This window comes from Devosia sp. XK-2, from assembly GCF_037113415.1.
GTDB lineage: Bacteria > Pseudomonadota > Alphaproteobacteria > Rhizobiales > Devosiaceae > Devosia.
In genome coordinates, this window is record NZ_CP146608.1 from 2,584,581 (window position 1) to 2,602,626 (window position 18,046).

At 61.5% G+C, this 18,046-nt stretch carries 13 protein-coding genes; 6 read left to right on the forward strand and 7 right to left on the reverse strand.

What is annotated here, in order from left to right:
- Positions 1-289: 289 nt before the first annotated feature.
- Positions 290-1,648, forward strand: a complete 1,359-nt coding sequence (locus tag V8Z65_RS12680) for a hypothetical protein (protein WP_338720512.1) — start codon at positions 290-292, stop codon at positions 1,646-1,648.
- Positions 1,638-2,927: a UDP-N-acetylmuramoyl-L-alanine--D-glutamate ligase gene (gene murD, locus V8Z65_RS12685; RefSeq protein WP_338720513.1), complete on the forward strand. Its 1,290-nt coding sequence runs from the start codon at positions 1,638-1,640 to the stop codon at positions 2,925-2,927. Before V8Z65_RS12680 ends, murD begins: the two co-directional genes overlap by 11 nt.
- Positions 2,928-3,025: 98 nt before the next feature.
- Here the strand turns inward: murD and V8Z65_RS12690 are convergent, their stop codons facing one another.
- Complete coding sequence (locus tag V8Z65_RS12690) at positions 3,026-4,777, reverse strand: hypothetical protein (protein ID WP_338720514.1); 1,752 nt, start codon at positions 4,775-4,777, stop codon at positions 3,026-3,028.
- A 281-nt stretch (positions 4,778-5,058) separates the two neighbouring features.
- Here V8Z65_RS12690 and V8Z65_RS12695 point away from each other — a divergent pair, with 281 nt between their 5' ends.
- Positions 5,059-5,505, forward strand: coding sequence for a hypothetical protein (locus V8Z65_RS12695; protein WP_338720515.1), 447 nt, complete (start codon positions 5,059-5,061; stop codon positions 5,503-5,505).
- 286 nt (positions 5,506-5,791) lie between these two features.
- On the opposite strand, the gene V8Z65_RS12700 is transcribed toward V8Z65_RS12695, so the two are convergent.
- Positions 5,792-6,283 carry an MgtC/SapB family protein gene (locus tag V8Z65_RS12700; RefSeq protein ID WP_338720516.1) on the reverse strand — a complete coding sequence of 164 codons (492 nt, stop codon included), beginning with the start codon at positions 6,281-6,283 and terminating at the stop codon, positions 5,792-5,794.
- Positions 6,284-6,366: 83 nt separating this feature from the next.
- The gene (locus V8Z65_RS12705; protein ID WP_338720517.1) at positions 6,367-6,531 is read right to left on the reverse strand and encodes a hypothetical protein; all 165 of its coding nucleotides are present in this window, start codon (positions 6,529-6,531) and stop codon (positions 6,367-6,369) included.
- 134 nt (positions 6,532-6,665) lie between these two features.
- Here V8Z65_RS12705 and ade point away from each other — a divergent pair, with 134 nt between their 5' ends.
- The 3 genes from ade to V8Z65_RS12720 all read left to right on the forward strand — a co-directional run bounded on the left by ade (position 6,666) and on the right by V8Z65_RS12720 (position 11,859).
- Positions 6,666-8,375 carry an adenine deaminase gene (gene ade / locus V8Z65_RS12710; RefSeq protein WP_338724020.1) on the forward strand — a complete coding sequence of 570 codons (1,710 nt, stop codon included), beginning with the start codon at positions 6,666-6,668 and terminating at the stop codon, positions 8,373-8,375.
- 4 nt (positions 8,376-8,379) lie between these two features.
- Positions 8,380-10,008, forward strand: coding sequence for a CocE/NonD family hydrolase (locus V8Z65_RS12715; protein ID WP_338720518.1), 1,629 nt, complete (start codon positions 8,380-8,382; stop codon positions 10,006-10,008).
- Between the two features lie 186 nt (positions 10,009-10,194).
- The gene (locus V8Z65_RS12720; protein WP_338720519.1) at positions 10,195-11,859 is read left to right on the forward strand and encodes a tannase/feruloyl esterase family alpha/beta hydrolase; all 1,665 of its coding nucleotides are present in this window, start codon (positions 10,195-10,197) and stop codon (positions 11,857-11,859) included.
- A gap of 116 nt (positions 11,860-11,975) precedes the next feature.
- Here V8Z65_RS12720 and V8Z65_RS12725 read toward each other — a convergent pair whose 3' ends face one another.
- The 4 genes from V8Z65_RS12725 to V8Z65_RS12740 form a co-directional block, all read right to left on the reverse strand.
- Positions 11,976-14,138 (reverse strand): malate synthase G, encoded by a 2,163-nt coding sequence (locus V8Z65_RS12725; protein ID WP_338720520.1) that lies wholly within the window; start codon positions 14,136-14,138, stop codon positions 11,976-11,978.
- A gap of 181 nt (positions 14,139-14,319) precedes the next feature.
- On the reverse strand, positions 14,320-15,621 hold the full coding sequence (guaD, locus tag V8Z65_RS12730) for a guanine deaminase (protein WP_338720521.1): 1,302 nt from the start codon (positions 15,619-15,621) through the stop codon (positions 14,320-14,322).
- On the reverse strand, positions 15,618-16,844 hold the full coding sequence (locus tag V8Z65_RS12735; RefSeq protein WP_338720522.1) for a urate hydroxylase PuuD: 1,227 nt from the start codon (positions 16,842-16,844) through the stop codon (positions 15,618-15,620). Before V8Z65_RS12735 ends, guaD begins: the two co-directional genes overlap by 4 nt.
- A 100-nt stretch (positions 16,845-16,944) precedes the next feature.
- Positions 16,945-18,030 (reverse strand): BMP family ABC transporter substrate-binding protein, encoded by a 1,086-nt coding sequence (locus V8Z65_RS12740; protein ID WP_338720523.1) that lies wholly within the window; start codon positions 18,028-18,030, stop codon positions 16,945-16,947.
- Positions 18,031-18,046 lie beyond the last annotated feature (16 nt).

Consider the following 18,046-nt stretch of genomic DNA (forward strand, 5'->3'; position numbering starts at 1 on the left):
GGCAACAGGCGGCGATGGATGTTTCGGCATCCGGGCCAAAGTCTGTGCCGGTCGTGGATGGGATGAGCAACCCGCAAGGGGGCCGCTCGATGCATGCGTCCGAAATCCTGTTCGTGGGAAGCGGCTTTCGCCTCTTCTTTAATTTAACCGAGGCGAAAGCCGCTTTTCACCGTGCAACCGCGACGCCAAGTGGCCGGGCGGCGCTGGGTCGTGGCCGCGAGGCTTTCGAAGCATCGAACCAATACATGGCAGAAATGCCCCACTCCCGTCACAGGCGCAAATCACCTATATGATGATCAAAGCCAGCGAGTTGCCCGTGACCGAATTCTTCCGCATTGAAAGCCCCTCCTTCGACCCTGCGACCGGTGAGGCGCGCTTTCCCTATCGGCTGAACGATCTGACCTTCACCGAGCGCCTGACGCTGCCGGCCGGCGCCGATGCGGAAAACGCCGCCTCGCCCGCCTTTGCAAAACTGCTCGGACTGACCGCGATTGTTCTGGGCGTCTCCTATTTCAAGCTGCGCGCACCCCTCGCCATCGACGCGCCCGGCATCCCGCTGACTGCCGCTGAGCGTGCCTTTGTCATCGATGTCTATGAGAACGGCCTGGGCGAATTTTATGCCCGCAACGAACTGGCCCGCTTCGGCAAGCTGGTGCTGACCGCCCCAGAGGACGACGAGACGCGCAAGCCCGCGCCCAAACTGCCCGAGCGCACATTGCTGCCTATTGGCGGGGGCAAGGATTCCCTGGTCAGCGTTGATCTCCTGACCCATACCGGACAGGCTTTCACGCCCTTTGCGGTCAATCCCAAGGGACCAATCCTCACCTCGGTGGAGGCCATTGGCACGCCGCCGCTTTATGTGACGCGCAAACTCGACCCCGAGATGATCCGTCTCGGTCAGGAGCCGGGCTATTACAATGGCCATGTGCCCTCGACCGCGATCAACTCGATGATCGCCGCACTCTGCGCCCTGCTCTTTGGCTATGACCAGATTGTGCTCTCCAATGAGCGCTCGGCCAGCGAGGGCAATGTCATGTTCGACGGGCGCGAGACCAATCACCAATATTCAAAGTCTCTAGGCTTCGAACTGCTCATCGCCGATACCCTGGCCAATGCCACCGGCGGGGCGCTGAAATATTTCTCGCTCCTGCGGCCCTATTCGGAAGCGCGCATCGCCTCGCTCTTCACCAAGGAGCACAAATTCGATGCGGTGTTTTCGAGCTGTAACCGCAATTTCCGCCTCAATGGCAATGATGGGCCGCTCTGGTGTGGCGAATGCCCCAAATGCCATTTCGTCTTCCTGATCTTTGCGCCCTTCATGGCCAAGGACCGGATGCTGGCCATTTTCGGCAAGAACCTGCTCGATGAGCCCGCCAATGAACAATCCTTCCGCGAATTGGCCGGCCTGACCGGCCAGAAGCCCTGGGAATGCGTTGGCGAAATCCTGGAAGCGGCGGCGTGCTTTTACACCCTCACTCGCCATGCCGATTGGCACGAGGATGCCATTGTGCGCGCAGTCAAGGCGGACCTCTTCGCCCAATATGGCGAAGAAAAACTGCAGCGCGCCATGGCCGAATGCCTGACCGACAGCCACGATCATCACATTCCGCCGGCACTGGCCGCCAAGGTGGCCGCCTATGCAGTTTGACGAACCGGTCCTGCTCTATGGCGCAGGACGCGAGGCCCTCTCCACGCGCGCCTTTCTCAAGGCGCGCCAGCCCGACCTCAAGGTCTTTGTCACCGTCGACAGCGGCAATGCGGATATCCCCGAAACCGAACCCATTGATATCGCGGACCTGCCCGCCGCCATGGCCACCCGCCGCTTCGGACTGATCGTCAAAAGCCCCGGCGTGTCGCGCTACAAGCCCATTTTCGAGGCCGCGCGCAATTGCGCCATTCCGGTCACTTCCAATCTCAATCTCTGGGGCGCCAGCTATCGCCACGATCGCACCGTGGTTGCGATCACCGGCACCAAGGGCAAATCGACCACCGCCACGCTGACCCATCTGATGCTGACCCGCTCGGGCATTGATGCAGGCCTGGCGGGCAATGTCGGTCTGGCGCCGCTCGAAATCGCCGATCGCCATGCCGTCGTCATCTTCGAGCTGTCCAGCTACCAGACCGCCGACATGAATTTCCTGCCCGATGTGGCGGCGCTGACCAATCTCTATCCCGAGCATGTCGACTGGCACGGTTCGGTGGAGCGCTATTATGCCGATAAGCTCCACCTGATCGACCGGGACGGCACCTTCGCCGTGGCCTTGGGCGCTGCCGCCAGGGGCAATGCGCTGGTCGCCCGCGCCGTGCGCGACCACCGCCGTCTCCTGCCCGACCTGACGGCGGAGCAGAGCCTCGTCATTGAAAATGCGGTGGCCCGCTCGCGGCTGCGTGGCGCGCACAATCTGGACAATGCGCTTCTGGCCGCCCAGATCACGCTGGGCGTCGGCGGGTCCATGGATGGCATAGTCCAGGGTATCGCCGCCTTTCATCCCCTGCCCCATCGCCTCGAGGAGCATCGCTTCGGCGAGATGACAATCGTCAACGATTCCATCTCGACCACGCCCGAGGCCACCAAGGCGGCCCTGGCCGCCTATCCCGGGCGGCGCATTGCGCTGATCGCCGGTGGCCATGAGCGCGAGCAGGACTATGCCGAGCTGGCCGGCCTGCTGGCATCGCGCGGTGTCCGGCTCCTCGCCACGCTTCCGGTCACCGGCTTCAGGCTGGCCAAGGCCGCCGAACAGCGTGCGCCCGATATCGCCGTCATCCAGTGTCCGGACCTCGACCAGGCCGTGGCCGCCCTGGCCGCACAACGCGAACGGTTCGACACGCTTATCCTCTCGCCCGGCGCCCCTTCCTATAATCAGTTCAAGAATTTCGAAGAACGCGGAAGCCGTTTCGTCGCCCTCTGCCGGACCCATTTCAGCTAGAGCGCTTCTAGCAAAAGTGGCCAAGGTTTTGCGGTTGAGAAGCGCGATAAAATGGGAGCTCTACGGCCCGTTCAGCAAGAGCGAGCCGCGTCGCGGTGCTAATAGGGCGAGATCAAGGACGAGGCTGGCACGCCGGCCCGCGTCAGCCCATTGGCAATGCGATAGACCAGCGCCTGGCTTGCCCCGCGCTGTTTCATGCGGGTGACAATGCCGGCCTGCCGGAACGAGGGCACCTCCAGGACCCGCGGCAATTGCTGCGCAACCAGGGCGGCATCGCCCAGGCCCTGGGCGGCCAGCACCGCAAGCACCGAGCCCAGTTCCACATCGATGCGGGCGCAACGCTCTGCATAGGTCAGCGCATCGCGATAATCCTGCTCGCTCAGGGCGCCAATCGCCGGTGCGCAATAATACCAGTCCGGAACCTGCGTGCGCGGCACCGATTCCAGCGCTCTTTGCGCCGCCGTGGCGCCGCTCTCCAATTGCCCGATCAGCGCCAGATGCCGCGCATGGGCGGCCAAAGCGTCCATATTTGCCGGATTGATCTGCAATGAGGTCCCATAGGCAGCCTCGGCCATATCATGTTCACCCGCAACCTCATCCAGGCGAGCCCTTTGTTCCCACACAAAACTGCTGGTCGGGTCGGCCCTGACGGCCCTGTCCATGATCTCGTCGGCCTGGGCCAAGCGATCCTCGACCGCAAGGGCGCTTCCATCGCTCGCCACGCCTTCGGCAGTCAGACTGGCCTGTGCCGCAAGCACATTGCCGCCCTCGCGCTCTTTCTCGGGCAGACCTTCGATACAGGCCCCAACCCGCTCGGCCAGGCCAGGTGAATTGGAGGTGCGATACATGCTGAAAAGGACACCACAGAGATAGAAATTTTCCTGCCCCTTGATATCGCTCTGGCTGAGCAATTGCCGGGCGCGGTCATGGAGCGGGCCACGCGTTCCGCCCAGCCGGCGAACCAGCTCCTGGGCGATCTCATCGATACCGCCCCGCTCGGCCAGCTGTTCGCGCGACACCGCCATCGACCAGTTCCAGACGATCGAATTGGCGGCCAGGTCAGTCAGTATCGCGCTGAGCTGATATTCCCCCTCCAGATCCCGATCGGCGCGAACAATACCGGTCAGCGAAAAATCGGCCTCCGGTTCGGCCCTTTCGGGGTCCGCTCGGCCGCCAAGGGCCACATCGACAACCAGAAGCGGCACAAAATCGGTCACCAGTTCGATGGCCAGCGCCGATATGTTCGGCGCAAGGCTGGTGTCACCGGTCAGGTTCTGAAATTCCAGCACCCTCAGGCGCGGAGGCTGCATGGCCGCGCTGACCGTGACCTGATTGTCCTGCGGTGCCTGCCTGAGCCCTATCGTCGACAGCGCATAGGTCAGTGCGGTCGCGCCAAGCGCCAGAACCAGCAGGACGAACCAGGAAACAGTGACATGACCAGGCCGCGCGGCCGCTGTCTCCTCGGCGCCCGACGACGCCTCTGGTGTATCAGGGAGCGCCGCCTCGCTCAGATCCCATTTGATGAAGTCCGGAACATATCGCCCAACGGGCAATTGGATGCGTAACGGGTCTTTCGCCCCCGGCCCCAGATAATATTGATCCAGCAGCGAGCGCAGTCGGCGGGCCTGGACACGAACAATGGGATCGGCCTGCGGATCGAAATCGGGGGGACGCCCAAAGACATCCACCGCAATGGAATAGGCTTTGATCGATTGCGTGTCACCGTTGAGCCGGCGCCCCACGATATAGGCCAGAAACCGGGCCAATTGCGGCGAACGAGCGATCTCGGGCCAGTCGAGGAGGCTGGCGAGCGCTTGATCTACCGCCTCCCGATCAGGACCCTCCGCCAAGACAAGACCTCCCGTACCGCCTGGGCTATTGTGACTCTTTACATGTAAAACGCAAGGCGACTTACCCCCGTTTTACCCGATTTTGCCTCCCGAAATTGATCCGCATCAATCATACGCCCCGCAGTCGATGTCATTATTTCGACATGTTACCCGGCGGCTAGGCCCCGCCGGACGAGTTCTACAAACCAGATCAGCCACGTTGTTTCGGGACCCGGCGTTCTCGAACCATGCGGGCTTTTGTTGTTGTGTTCGACCTGCGCGGCGCGGCGCCGAGGTGACCATTGAGCGATGTAACCGACAATCTGCCCTTCATCGCCCTGATCGATGATGACGGCCATTCCGCTTACTTGCTGACCCGCATGCTGCTTGCTCACGGCTCGCCCCGGATCATGCATTTCGGTTCTGTGCAAGCAGGCGAAGCCTTTCTCGCGCAGCGCCTGGCCGATGTCGACCAGGAATGGCCGGGCATCGTGATTGTCGACCTCAAGGCCCACAGCGGCGCCAATCTGGACTTTTTGGCCCGCAATCATGCCCTGCTTCAGCAAAAAGGCATTCCCCTGGCCGTGATGACGCAGACCACGGACCGGGCCGGATGCCGGGCCCTGCAGGATGCGGGCGCGGCCGCGGTGTTCTTTCGGCAGGCCGAACTCGATGCCTATCGGCACGAGGCGGCGGCCATAGTCAGTTTCTGGGCGCGCAACCAGCGCCTAGATGCGGTTGGCATGTGACTCCTGCGTCCACAGGTTACATGCCGTCAGGCGGAGAGTGATGCTGTAAGCCGGTCCCAGGACCGGCTTACATTCCCAAGCGTCCTCTCCGCCATTTGAAAAGGTTGGCGGACTGCACCACCGCCGGCCCTTTAGCGCGGTCCCAGCCCTTTGCGGACCTGACGCTCGGGCACGGATGCGACACCTCCCGGTCGTATCCGTAGCAGGGGAGAAGCAACGCCGGAGGCGCCTGTCCCTCAGCGCCATGCGGCACGCCTATTGCTTCTCCCCGCAGCCCCGCAAAGACTCAATCCTGCTTTCCGGCCTTTCCGCGCACGACATGATGCGCAAAGGCTCGCAGCGCGGCCATGACCAGCACGGCCAATAGCGCCGCGCCCGTCGCGATGAGATAGTAGCCAAGCGAGGTGGCAACCCCCACCGCTCCGGCCAGCCACATTCCGGCACCTGTGGTGAGACCTTGAACGCCCGCGCCGCTGCGGAAGATGGCTCCCGCGCCCAGAAATGCGATGCCGGCCGTTACCGCCTCCACCGCGCGGATCGGATCGGGATTGGTCTGGCTTGCGCCCTGGATGGTGTGAAAAATCTCAAATGCCAAGATGGTAAAGAGCGCCGCGGCCACCGACACCAGAATATGGGTCCTGAGGCCCGCCTCGGCCGTATTGACCTCCCGTTCAAAACCAATCAGGGCACCTAATACTGCCGCGATGGCGAGACGAATGGCAATGATATGCGCAGGAAGATAGCTATCCACCCAACCAATAGAATTGCCGATATCCATTATATCTGTTCCGGAATTGCGACGCTGCCTTCACAACCCGCAAGACCATTGGCGGTTCCCCGCAGCCAAAGCGCAACGCCGGTCTATACGCCGGCCGGAGCCGGTTGCAGCATACCAAAGACCAGATAGATGATGGCAAACAGCACAACGATGCCGATTAATGAGGTAATCAGGACGCGCAGGTTCATGCGGCGCGGATTTGCCTGGCGCACTTCGGTCGTGTTCTTGTCCGGATCATAGGTTTCCATGCAGCACTCCTGTTCTTGGGTCAAAAAGACCAACGAACACCCCGTCCGCGGGTTCCTGGTTTGCGCTCACAACCACTTGACGTAGGCACCGGGGAGACCGACTTTTCGGCATGAACAACAATGAGAACAAGACCATGACCAGTCCCGCCCTGCTCACCCGCATGATCATGGCCGGACAGGGCAAAATCCCGGCCGACCTGGTCATCCGCAATGTCGGCCTGCTCGACGTCATCACCGGCGCCGTGACCATCACCGATATTGCCATTGTCGGCGATCGCATTGTGGGCACGCATGCCAGCTATAATGGCGACAGGATTATCGATGGCACCGGCCGATATGCCGTGCCCGGCTTCATCGATACGCATCTGCATATCGAATCTTCCCTGGTCACCCCGCTCGAATTCGACCGCTGCGTCCTGCCCTATGGCGTAACGACGGCGCTCTGCGACCCACATGAGATCGCCAATGTGCTGGGTGTCGAAGGCATCCGCTATTTTCTCGACAGCGCTGAGCGCACCATTATGGATGTGCGGGTCAATCTCTCGTCATGCGTGCCCGCCACGCCATTCGAGACCGCCGGCGCGCAGCTCGAAATCGATGATCTCCTGCCATTCCGCAATCACCCCAAAGTGGTGGGGCTGGCTGAAATGATGAATTTTCCCGGCGTACTCAATGCCGATCCGGGCATTCTGGCCAAGTTGGTCGCCTTTCAGGATGACCATATCGACGGGCACGCCCCGCTACTGCTGGGCGAGGCGCTCAACGGCTATCTGGCAGCCGGCATTCGCACCGATCACGAGGCCACCAGCGCCGCCGAGGCGCGCGAAAAGCTGGCCAAAGGCATGGCCATTCTCATTCGCGAGGGCTCGGTTTCCAAGGACCTCAACGCCCTGGCCGAAATCCTGGATGAAAACAGCTCAAGCTTCGTGGCGCTTTGCACCGACGACCGCAATCCGCTGGACATAGCCGAAGAGGGGCATCTGGATAGTTCCATTCGCCGCCTGATCGCCATGGGCCGGCCGCTACACCATGTCTATCGTGCCGCCAGCCACTCGGCGGCCCGCATTTTCGGATTGCGCGATCGCGGGCTGATCGGCCCCGGCTGGCGGGCCGACATCGCCATCCTCGACAGCCTCGAAGATTGCCGCGTTTCCAATGTCATTTCCGCTGGCCGGCTGGTGACGCCGGAACTGTTCGAGACACGGGGAGCCGTGGCGCCAGTCGGGCTGCAATCGGTCAAGGCGCGCAAGGTCACCGCCGAGGCCTTCATCACCCAGCCAAAGCCCGGGCAAAACCGTGTTCCGGTAATCGGTGTCAGGCCCGGCCTGATCCTCACTTTCCGCGAAGAAGCGACCCTTGCCAATACCGAGGTAGGCCTCCAGCCCGATCTTCAAGCCGACGTCATCAAGGTCGCCGTCATCGAGCGCCACGGCAAGAATGGCAATATTGGTCGCTCCTTCGTTACTGGCTTTGGCCTCAAACGCGGCGCCATCGCCTCCTCGGTTGGTCACGACAGCCATAATATTACCGTGGTCGGCGCGACCGACCAAGACATGGCCGTGGCCGTCAATCGCCTGATCGCGATGGGTGGCGGCTTTGCGGTGGCGGATAATGGCAAAATTACCGCTGAACTCGCCCTGCCCATAGCGGGACTGATGAGTCTGAAAAGCTTCGAGGAGGTCGCCCACGATCTGCACCACCTGCGCGACGCCGCCAGAGCTCTCGAATGCGTCCTGCCCGAGCCCTTCCTGCAAGTCGCTTTCCTGGCGCTGCCGGTTATCCCCCATCTCAAAATGACCGATAAAGGGCTCTTCGATGTCGACAAGTTCGACTTCGTGAGCTGACCCGATGAGCCTATCATCGCTCTATCTGGCTTGGGTGGAGGATCTGCCGCCGCGCCTCAATGGCGTACGCAAACATCGCGGGATCTCCCTGGCCATGGATGACGGGGTCATTCTCAAGACCGACCATTACGCGCCCGACGCCCCCGGCCCTCACCCAACCATTCTCATGCGCCTGCCCTATGGCCGGCGCGGTTTCGGGCCCATCGCGGAAGCCTATGCAGAACGTGGGTTTCATGTCGTCGTCCAGGCGTGCCGCGGCACCGAACGGTCCGGTGGCCAATTTGACCCCTTCGCCAATGAACGGGCCGACGGGCTGGCCACGCTCGAATGGATCAAGCAGCAGGACTGGTATGACGGGCGCATCGGCCTGACCGGCCCCAGCTATCTCGGCTATGCGCAATGGGCCATTTGCGATGCACTGCCCGAAACCGCCGCCATGGCCACCAAAGTCACCACGGCAGACTTCCGTCCCGTGGTCTTTCCTGCAGGCGCTTTTCACCTCAACCTCTGGCTGAGTTGGGTGCAGGTGGTCGAAGGTCTGCGCACCAGCCCTTTGGCCACCGCCGCCCGCATGTTTTCCGGCGATATCGAGCGGCGCACCGAAAAGGCGGCCACTACCCTGCCCCTGATCGAGGCGGACAAGGCCGTGGTCAATCACAAGGTCGGCTTCTGGCGTTACTGGTTCGAGCACGCCATTGGCAATGATGCCTTCTGGGCGGAGCTGGACCATCGCCATCGACTGACCGAAAAGACGCCGCCGGTGCATTTCATTTCCGGCTGGTATGACTTCATGGTCGATCCGCTATTGGCCGACTATCAACGCCTCGTCTCCCTGGGACACCAACCCTATCTGACCGTCGGTAGCTGGTTCCATGTCGCCGAAGAATTGCAGCGGGACAATCTGCGCGAAACGCTGGCCTGGATGCGCGCCTGGCTTCTGGGAGACAAATCCGCCCTCAGAAGACGGCCAGTGCGTATCCATATTGCCGGCCATGACGAATGGCACGAATTCGATCATTATCCACCCGGCCCAGCCAGCCCGCAGACCTGGTTCATTTCGGGACCCAACCGGCTTTCGAACGCGGGCACGCGCGCCCACGGTTCGGACCAGTACCGCTACGACCCGGCGGACCCGACGCCCAATCTGGGTGGCGCCATCTTTGCCTTTACCGGCGCTGGGCCGGTCGATAATGCACCGCTCGAAAGCCGCCCCGACGTGCTGGCCTATACAAGCCAGGTGCTCCTTGCCGACCTGACGATCATCGGCCAGTGCGCTGTTATGCTCCAGGCCCGGGCCGCGCTGCCCCATGCCGACTTCTTCGTGCGCCTCAATGATGTCGGGCCGGACGGCATTTCGAGAAATGTCTGCGACGGCTTCGTGCGCACCACCCCCGAGACGCCGGTAGGACCCGACGGTACCTGGCGATTGACCGTCCACCTGCACGCCACCGCGCACGGCTTCCGCGCCGGCCATCGCCTGCGTTTGCTGATCGCCTCAGGCGCCCATCCGCGTTATGCCCGTAATATGGGCACCGCCGAGCCGATCACCACGGCCACGACCATGCTCGCCAACGAGATTGAAATTCTCCACGCCGGGACGACGATTACCCTACCGACCTATACACTGGACTGACGCACATATCCCGGTCCTTGCCACGGCCAGTCGTATCGATGGTCATGGCCGGCGCGAGCGCGTTCGGCTTTTCCTCTCTGCCCCCATGCCGCATCAAAATTGCCCTCAAAGTCGTTTGACCCATTGCCAAGTTTGTTATTTTACATAACTATTTTTAGGCTTCGCCATTCTCAGGGAGGAGATGAGATGCGACTGAAATGGAAATATGCGGCAGGCCTTGGCGCGTTGCTCACGGCAACGGCATGGGCCGGAACCGCCCAAGCCGCGGTGCTGACCTGCGCCGATATCACAGCCCACGACTTCGCCTTTGAGGGACTGGTCGTGACGTCCGCGACCGCCGAGGCGGTCGGCGAGAATTCGCCGGTGCCACACTGTCTGGTGCAGGGACATGTTGGCGAACGCACCGGCATAGACGGCAACACCTACAAGATCAGTTTCGAGCTGCGCTTGCCGGACGACTGGAATGGCCGCTTCGTACACCAGTTCAACGGTGGCAATGACGGCACCGTCGTTCCCGCAACAGGCAATCTGCTCAATGGCGACCCGTCGGATACCGCCCTGGCGCGCGGCTATGCCGTCGTTTCCAGTGATGCCGGCCACGATGGCGCCGCGCATCCGGAAGCCGGCCTAGCCGGTGGCGCCGTGTTCGGCTTCGATCCTGAGGCGCGCAGCGATTATGGCTATGGCGCCGTGATGAAGCTCAACCCTGCCGCGGTCAAATTGGTGGAAGACTATTACGGCCAGGCGATCGCCTATAGCTATGGCGTCGGCGGCTCCAATGGCGGACGTCATGCCATGGTGCAGGCGACCCGCTCCCCGGATGCGTTTGACGGCATTCTCGCTGGTTTCCCCGGCTTCAACCTGCCGCGCGCGGCAGTCCAGCACGCCTGGGACATTCAAAGCTTCCACGCCATCAATGGCGACGTGCGCAAAGCCTTCGCGCCGGAGGACCTGCAACTGGTCGGCGAGGCTGTGATCGCGGCCTGTGACGGCCTTGACGGCCTCGAGGACGGCATCATCGCCGACAGCCCCGCCTGCCAGACGGTCTTCGACATCACCAGCCTCACCTGCGCCGCAGGCGCAACCAATCTATGCCTCAGCCCGGCTCAAATCGAGGCGCTGCAACGCATCCATGCCGGGCCCACCAATTCCAAGGGCGAAGCCCTTTACTCAAACTGGGCCTGGGACCGCGGCATTGCCACGGGAGACTGGCGCTTCTGGAAGCTGGAAAGTCCCATTCCGCCTTGGGACCATCTCCCGCTGATCGCCACCATGGGCGCTTCCTCGCTGGCCATGATCTTTTCCAATCCGCCGAATGAGGTCGCCGGCGACCCCAATTCGCTCCTACAATTCCTGCTCGATTACGATTTCGACACAGACGTCACCGTTTCGGCGGCCGACGCGACCTTTACCGAGTCACCGGTCGCGTTCATGACGCCAACCGATGTCGACAGTCCGAAACTGGCCGAGTTCCGCGGCGCTGGCGGCAAGCTGATCGTCTTCCACGGCATCAGCGACCCGGTTTTTTCGGTGATGGACACCATCAATTGGTACGAAAAGCTCGATGCCAACAATGGCGGCAATGCCGAGGATTTCGCCAGGCTCTATACCGTGCCCGGAATGGGTCACGGGTCAGGCAGCCCAGCAACCGATAAATTCGACGCCTTCTCGGCGCTGGTCGATTGGGTGGAGAACGGTAATCAACCTGGCGCATTGGTCGCCGAGGTCACACCGGACAACGAATATATCCCGGACATGATCGGCATCACCCGCAAACTCTGCCCCTATCCGCAGATTGCCCGCTATGCGGGCGGCGATGAAGCCAACCACGAAAGCTTCACCTGCGAATAATACCAAAAGGGCCCGCCAGATGGCGGGCTTTGAACCGGCCGCAGGCAAATTCGCGCCTGCGGCGCGAATTTAGGTGAGAAGGCCATTCGGCCTATGGCCGAATGGCGGCGCATGGATCAGTGCGCGTCCCGCGCCTTGACCTTGCGCCTTGCGGCATGCAGCAGGGGCTCGGTATAACCACTGGGTTGGTCGGCACCGTGCAGCGCCAAGTCCAGCGCCGCCTGGAAAGCGACAGATTGGAAGTTCTCGGCCATGGGCCGATAGAGCGGATCGCCGGCATTCTGTTCGTCCACGACGCTCGCCATGCGCTCGAAAACCGAGGTCACCTCGTCTCTGCTGACCAGGCCATGCCGGAGCCAGTTGGCCACCGCCTGGCTTGAAATTCGACAAGTGGCGCGGTCTTCCATCAGGCCGACATTGTTGATGTCGGGCACTTTGGAACAGCCCACGCCCTGCTGCACCCAGCGCACCACATAGCCCAGAATGCCCTGGGCATTGTTTTCGAGTTCGCGAGTAATCTCCTCGCGGCTGAGCGAATAGGGCGCCTGCACCGGCATGGAGAACAGCTCAGAGAGGCTCGGCAGGGCCTGATTGTGCCGGCGCTTTTGCGCCTCGAACACATCGACCTGGTGATAATGGAGGGCATGCAAGGTCGCGGCCGTCGGCGACGGCACCCAGGCCGTATTGGCCCCAGCACTGGGGTGGCCGATTTTCGCGTCCATCATGGCCGCCATATCGTCGGGCCGCGCCCACATGCCCTTGCCGATCTGTGCCTTGCCGGAAAAACCGCAAGCTAGGCCGATCAGCACATTGCGGTCCTCATAGGAATTGATCCACTTTTCGGACTTGATCTCGTCCTTGCGCAATACGGCGCCGGCTTCCATCGAGGTGTGGATTTCATCGCCCGTGCGGTCGAGGAACCCGGTATTGATGAAGAACACGCGTTGCCGCGCCTCGTAGATTGCGGCCTTGAGATTGGCCGAGGTTCGGCGCTCCTCGTCCATGATGCCGATCTTGATCGTATTGAACTTCAGCCCCAGGACGTTCTCGACCGACGCGAAGATGGCGCAGGCAAAAGCCACTTCCTCGGGTCCATGCATCTTGGGCTTGACCACATAGATCGAGCCATTGCGCGAATTATTGCCCTTGTCATGCATGGCGCAAAGTGCGGTCACCGCCGCATCCATCAGCCCTTCGCCAACCGGCTTGCCATCAAGCAGCACCGCGTCCGTGGTCATCAAATGCCCCACATTGCGCACCAGGAGCAGCGAGCGGCCTTTGAGCACGAGTTCCTTGCCGTCGGCGCCTTTATAGATGCGGTCCGCCTTGAGCTTGCGGGTAATGGTCTTGCCGCCCTTCTCGAACGTATCTTCGAGATTGCCCTGCATCAGCCCCAGCCAATTGCGATAGACCCCGACCTTGTCCTCGGCATCTACCGCCGCCACCGAATCCTCGCAGTCTTGAATGGTCGTCAGTGCTGCCTCGACAATGACATCGCTGAGCCCGGCGGCATGGGTGCTGCCGATAGCGCTCGACCGGTCGATGACCAGCACCGCATGCAGCCCGTTATGCCGGAGCACGATTTCGGCCTTTTCGCCGGCCCCCTCATAACCCACAAAGGCAGCACCGTTCTTCAACGTCGCCGGACCCGATTTGGTATCGATGACCAGATTGGCCGGCCCACCCTGCTCGGCCACCACATAGGCGGTCACATCGGCATGGCTGCCGGTGGTCAGCGGAAAGGCCTCATCGAGGAACTGGGCCGCCCGGGCCACCACAGCCGCGCCGCGCGCCGGATTATAGGCCTGGCCCGGCGCCAGATCGCCGTCGCGGCTGATCGCATCGGTGCCGTAAAGCGCATCGTAGAGGCTGCCCCACCGGGCATTGGCCGCATTGAGCGCATAGCGGGCATTGGAGACCGGCACCACCAGTTGTGGCCCGCACACACTGGAAATTTCCGGATCCAGACTTTCGGTCTCAATAGTAAAATCGGCCGGCTCCTCGACGAGGTAGCCGATTTCCTTGAGGAAGAATTCATAGCCCTGCGCATTATTGGCCACCGGACCATATTTGCGATGCCATTCGTCGATCCTGGCCTGGATATCGTCGCGCTTGGCCAGGAGTCTCGCATTGGTGGGCATATGTTCGCGTACCAGATGCGCCAGCCCGTCCCAGAACTGATCCGCTGATACCGCCAGGCCCGGAAGCGCTTCTTTTTCGACAAAGTCGACAAGCAGCTTGTGCACGGACAAGCCGGATTTGGTCAGATAATCAGTCATGGCGATCCTCAACATCTCTCATTGCACGCAATCACGACAGGCTGTCGTCGCCCGGCCTGACCGGGTAGCCTTTGGGAAGGCGCCACATCGCTGGACTGCCCGGTCAGGCCGGGCAATGACGAAGTTCGGTGATCGCGTCCTGAACTTTGGACGACTAAGCCTTAGAGCAGCCCATGCGCGCTCACAACCCGCCTAAAGTCGACTTCGCCCTTGCGCCAGCGACATAGACTTCGGCAATGGCACGATCGTCGCCCATGGTCTGGAGCAGGAACAATTCCTCGGCCAACGTGCTCATCGTCGCCTGCCGCATCCGCATGGTCGGGGTGGCGCCGGCATCAAGGACAATCAGGTCAGCTGCCATGCCAGGCGCGATTGAGCCGATAGTACCTTCCAGCCCCAGCGCTTCGGCATTGCCACGCGTCGCCATATGGAAGGAGGCCAGCGGATTGAGCCGCTGCCCGCGCAATTGCAACACCTTATAGCCCTCGTCGAGCGTGCGCAGCATGGAAACGCTGGTGCCCCCGCCAATATCGGTCGCCACGCCCACGCGTACCCCGTGCCCAATCAGCCGGTCCCGATCAAACAGGCCCGAACCCAGGAACAGATTGGACGTCGGGCAGAAGACGGCCACCGCCCCGGTTTCGGCCAGAACGGCCGTTTCGCGATGATTGAGATGGATGCAATGGCCAAGCAGGGTCTTGGGTCCCAGCAATCCGTAGTCTTCATAGATGCCGGTATAGTCGGGAGAACCCGGATAGAGCTCCATGGAATAGGTGATCTCGGCGTCGTTCTCGCTCAAATGCGTCTGCACATAGCAGTCCGGAAATTCGGCAACCAAAGCCCGCGCAGCGTCCATCTGCTCGGGCGTCGAGGTAATGGCAAAGCGCGGAGAAATAGCGTAGAGCGCCCTTCCCCGGCCATGCCAGCGCGCGATCAGCGCCTTGGTGTCGTCATAGCCCGACCGCGCCGTGTCGCAGAGCCCTTCGGGCGCATTGCGATCCATCATCACCTTGCCGCCCACCATCAGCATATTGCGCCTTTGTGCCTCGGCAAAAAAGGCGTCCACCGACCGTGGATGGCTCGAGCAATAGGCCACGGCCGTGGTCGTGCCATGCCGGATCAGCGCATCGTAGAAATCCACCGCGACGGCATCGGCGTGGCCCTGCTGGGAGAACTTCTGCTCCTCGATAAATGTATAGGTATTGAGCCACTCGAGCAGCGAACCGGCATAGGCGGCCATCATCTGGCTCTGCACATAGTGCAAATGCAGATCGATAAAGCCTGGCGTGATCAGGTGCGGCCGATGGTCGATCACCACCGCTCCCGCCGTATCGGTGGCAGCAAAATCGCCGACCGAAACGATAATCCCGTCTTCTAAACCGACCGCGCCGTCTTCGAGATAGAAATAGCTTTGGCTGTCATCGATAGCTTGAGGCGCCCTGTGAAAGCTCAGAACCCGACCCCGCAATATGGTCCGGCTCATGAGCCCGACCCTTCGCGATACCATTCGACCAACAGGGCCCGCTCTTCATCGGTCATTTCAGTGATATTGCCCGGTGGCATGGCATGGCTCCAGCCAGCCTGCATGGCAATCTGATGCGCGCGATTGGCAATAGCGATGTCATTATCGAGAATGACATTCTTGGGCGCTTCATAAACGCCTTCCCAGACCGGCTCGGCCGTGTGGCACATGGCACAGCGCGTTTGCACAGTCAGGCTTGCCGAAGCGAAATGCTCTGTCGCCATGAAGCGCTGACCCGTTGCCGTCACCAGCGTCCCATCGTCGGGGTTCGGCAATTTAGGGCCGGTCGACAACCAGGCGATGATCAGCATGAGAATGACGGCAATGGCCCAGGTCCAATGCGGATTGCCCTTGCGCGCATGGCGCGTGTTGAAATAGTGCCGCACGACCACGCCGACCAGAAAGATCAGCGAGGCGATGATCCAGTTCCACTGCGTGGCAAAGGCCAGCGGATAGTGGTTCGACAGCATGAAGAAGATGACGGGCAGCGTCAGGTAGTTGTTATGCAGGCTGCGCTGCTTGGCGATTTTGCCATATTTGGCGTCCGGCACCCGCCCGGCCTTCAGATCCCCCACCACAATCTTCTGGTTGGGGATGATGATCGCCGCCACATTGGTGGTCATGATGGTGGCGGTGAAAATGCCCATATGCAGCATGGCGGCGCGGCCGGTGAACAGCTGCGTATAACCCCAGCTCATGGCCACGAGGATTGCGAAGAGCACCAGCATCAATCCGGTGGTGGACTGCCCGATGGGCGACTTGCACAGCATATCGTAGAGCAACCAGCCCAACACGATCGAGCCTGCCGAAATCAGGATCGCCACCCAGTTGGGTACATCGAGCACATTGCGATCCACCAGAAACAGATCCGCGCCGACATAGTAGAGCAGGACAAGCAGGATCGCGCCCGAAAACCAGGTCGCGTAGCTCTCCCACTTGAACCAGGTCAGGTGCTCGGGCAGGAATTCAGGCGCCACCAGATATTTCTGGATGTGGTAGAACCCGCCGCCATGCACCTGCCATTCCTCGCCATGGGCCAGCGGTGGCAGGCTCGGGGTCTTCCTCAGGCCCAGATCAAGCGCGATGAAATAGAAGGACGAGCCAATCCAGGCGATGGCTGTCACAACATGCAGCCAGCGCGCCGCAAACATCGCCCATTCGTAAAATATGGCCAGATCGCCCATTTTAGTCTCCGTCCCGTCGACTCTCGCTCCTCGTCAGAGCCAAACTCGTGAAAAGGGGCGGGCCGAAACCCGCCCCCTCAATTTAAGCCATCAAACCCGATCAAGCCGGCGGAATGACGCCTTCGACATACCAGTCCATGCTGAGCAGCTCGGCATCGGTCAGGGTCACGCCCGCGGGCACCTTTTCAGCGCCGGTGTGATCGTTGATCGGGCCGGTGAAGATGTTGAAGGAACCATCGATCTGGCCCTGCTTGATAGCCTCGGCGGCAGCGACAACGTCTTCTGGAACGGTCGGACCATAGGCGCCGATCTCGACCTCGCCTTCGGCGAGGCCAGGCCAGCTATCCTTGCTTTCCCAGGTGCCATCGATCACGGCCTGAGCGGTCTTGGCATAGTGCGGACCCCAATTGTCGATGATCGAGGTCAACTGGGCATTGGGCGCAAAGGCGCTCATATCGGCACCTTGGCCGAAGCCGCCCACAATGCCACGCTCCTCGGCGACCTGCAGGGCTGCCGGACCATCGGTGTGCTGGGCGATGACGTCAATGCCCTGGTCGATCATGGCGCGGGCCGCGTCGGCTTCCTTGGCCGGATCGTTCCAGGTCGAGATATAGACCGGGGTGATGGTGAAGTCGGGGTTCACCTTGCGTGCGGCGAGCACGAAGGCATTGATGCCCATGACCACTTCGGGGATCGGGAAGGAACCGATATAGCCAGCCTTGCCCGTCTTGGACATGTGCCCGGCGACGGTACCGCAGACCGCACGGCCTTCATGGAAGCGCGCATTATAGGTGCCCACATTCGCCGAACGCATATAGCCGGTGGCATGCTCGAAGACGATGTCGGGGAACTGCTCGGCCACCTTGATCACCGAGTCGCCGAAACCGAAGCTGGTGGCGAAGATCAGCTTGCAGCCCTGCTGGGCCAGCTCGCGCAGCACACGCTCGCAGTCCGGGCCTTCCGGCACGTTCTCGACATAAACGGTCTCGACAGCATCGCCCAGCTGCTCCTCGAGATAAAGGCGACCCTGGTTATGGCCGTAGTTCCAGCCATTGTCATTGATGGTGCCAACCAGCACAAAGCCGACCTTGAGCGGTTCGGTCTGGGCAAAGGCCTTCGAGCCCAGAAGCGGCAGCGCTGCGGCGGCGCCACCGATTTTGAGCAGATTACGACGGTTTAGGGTCATGTGTTCTCTCCTGTAG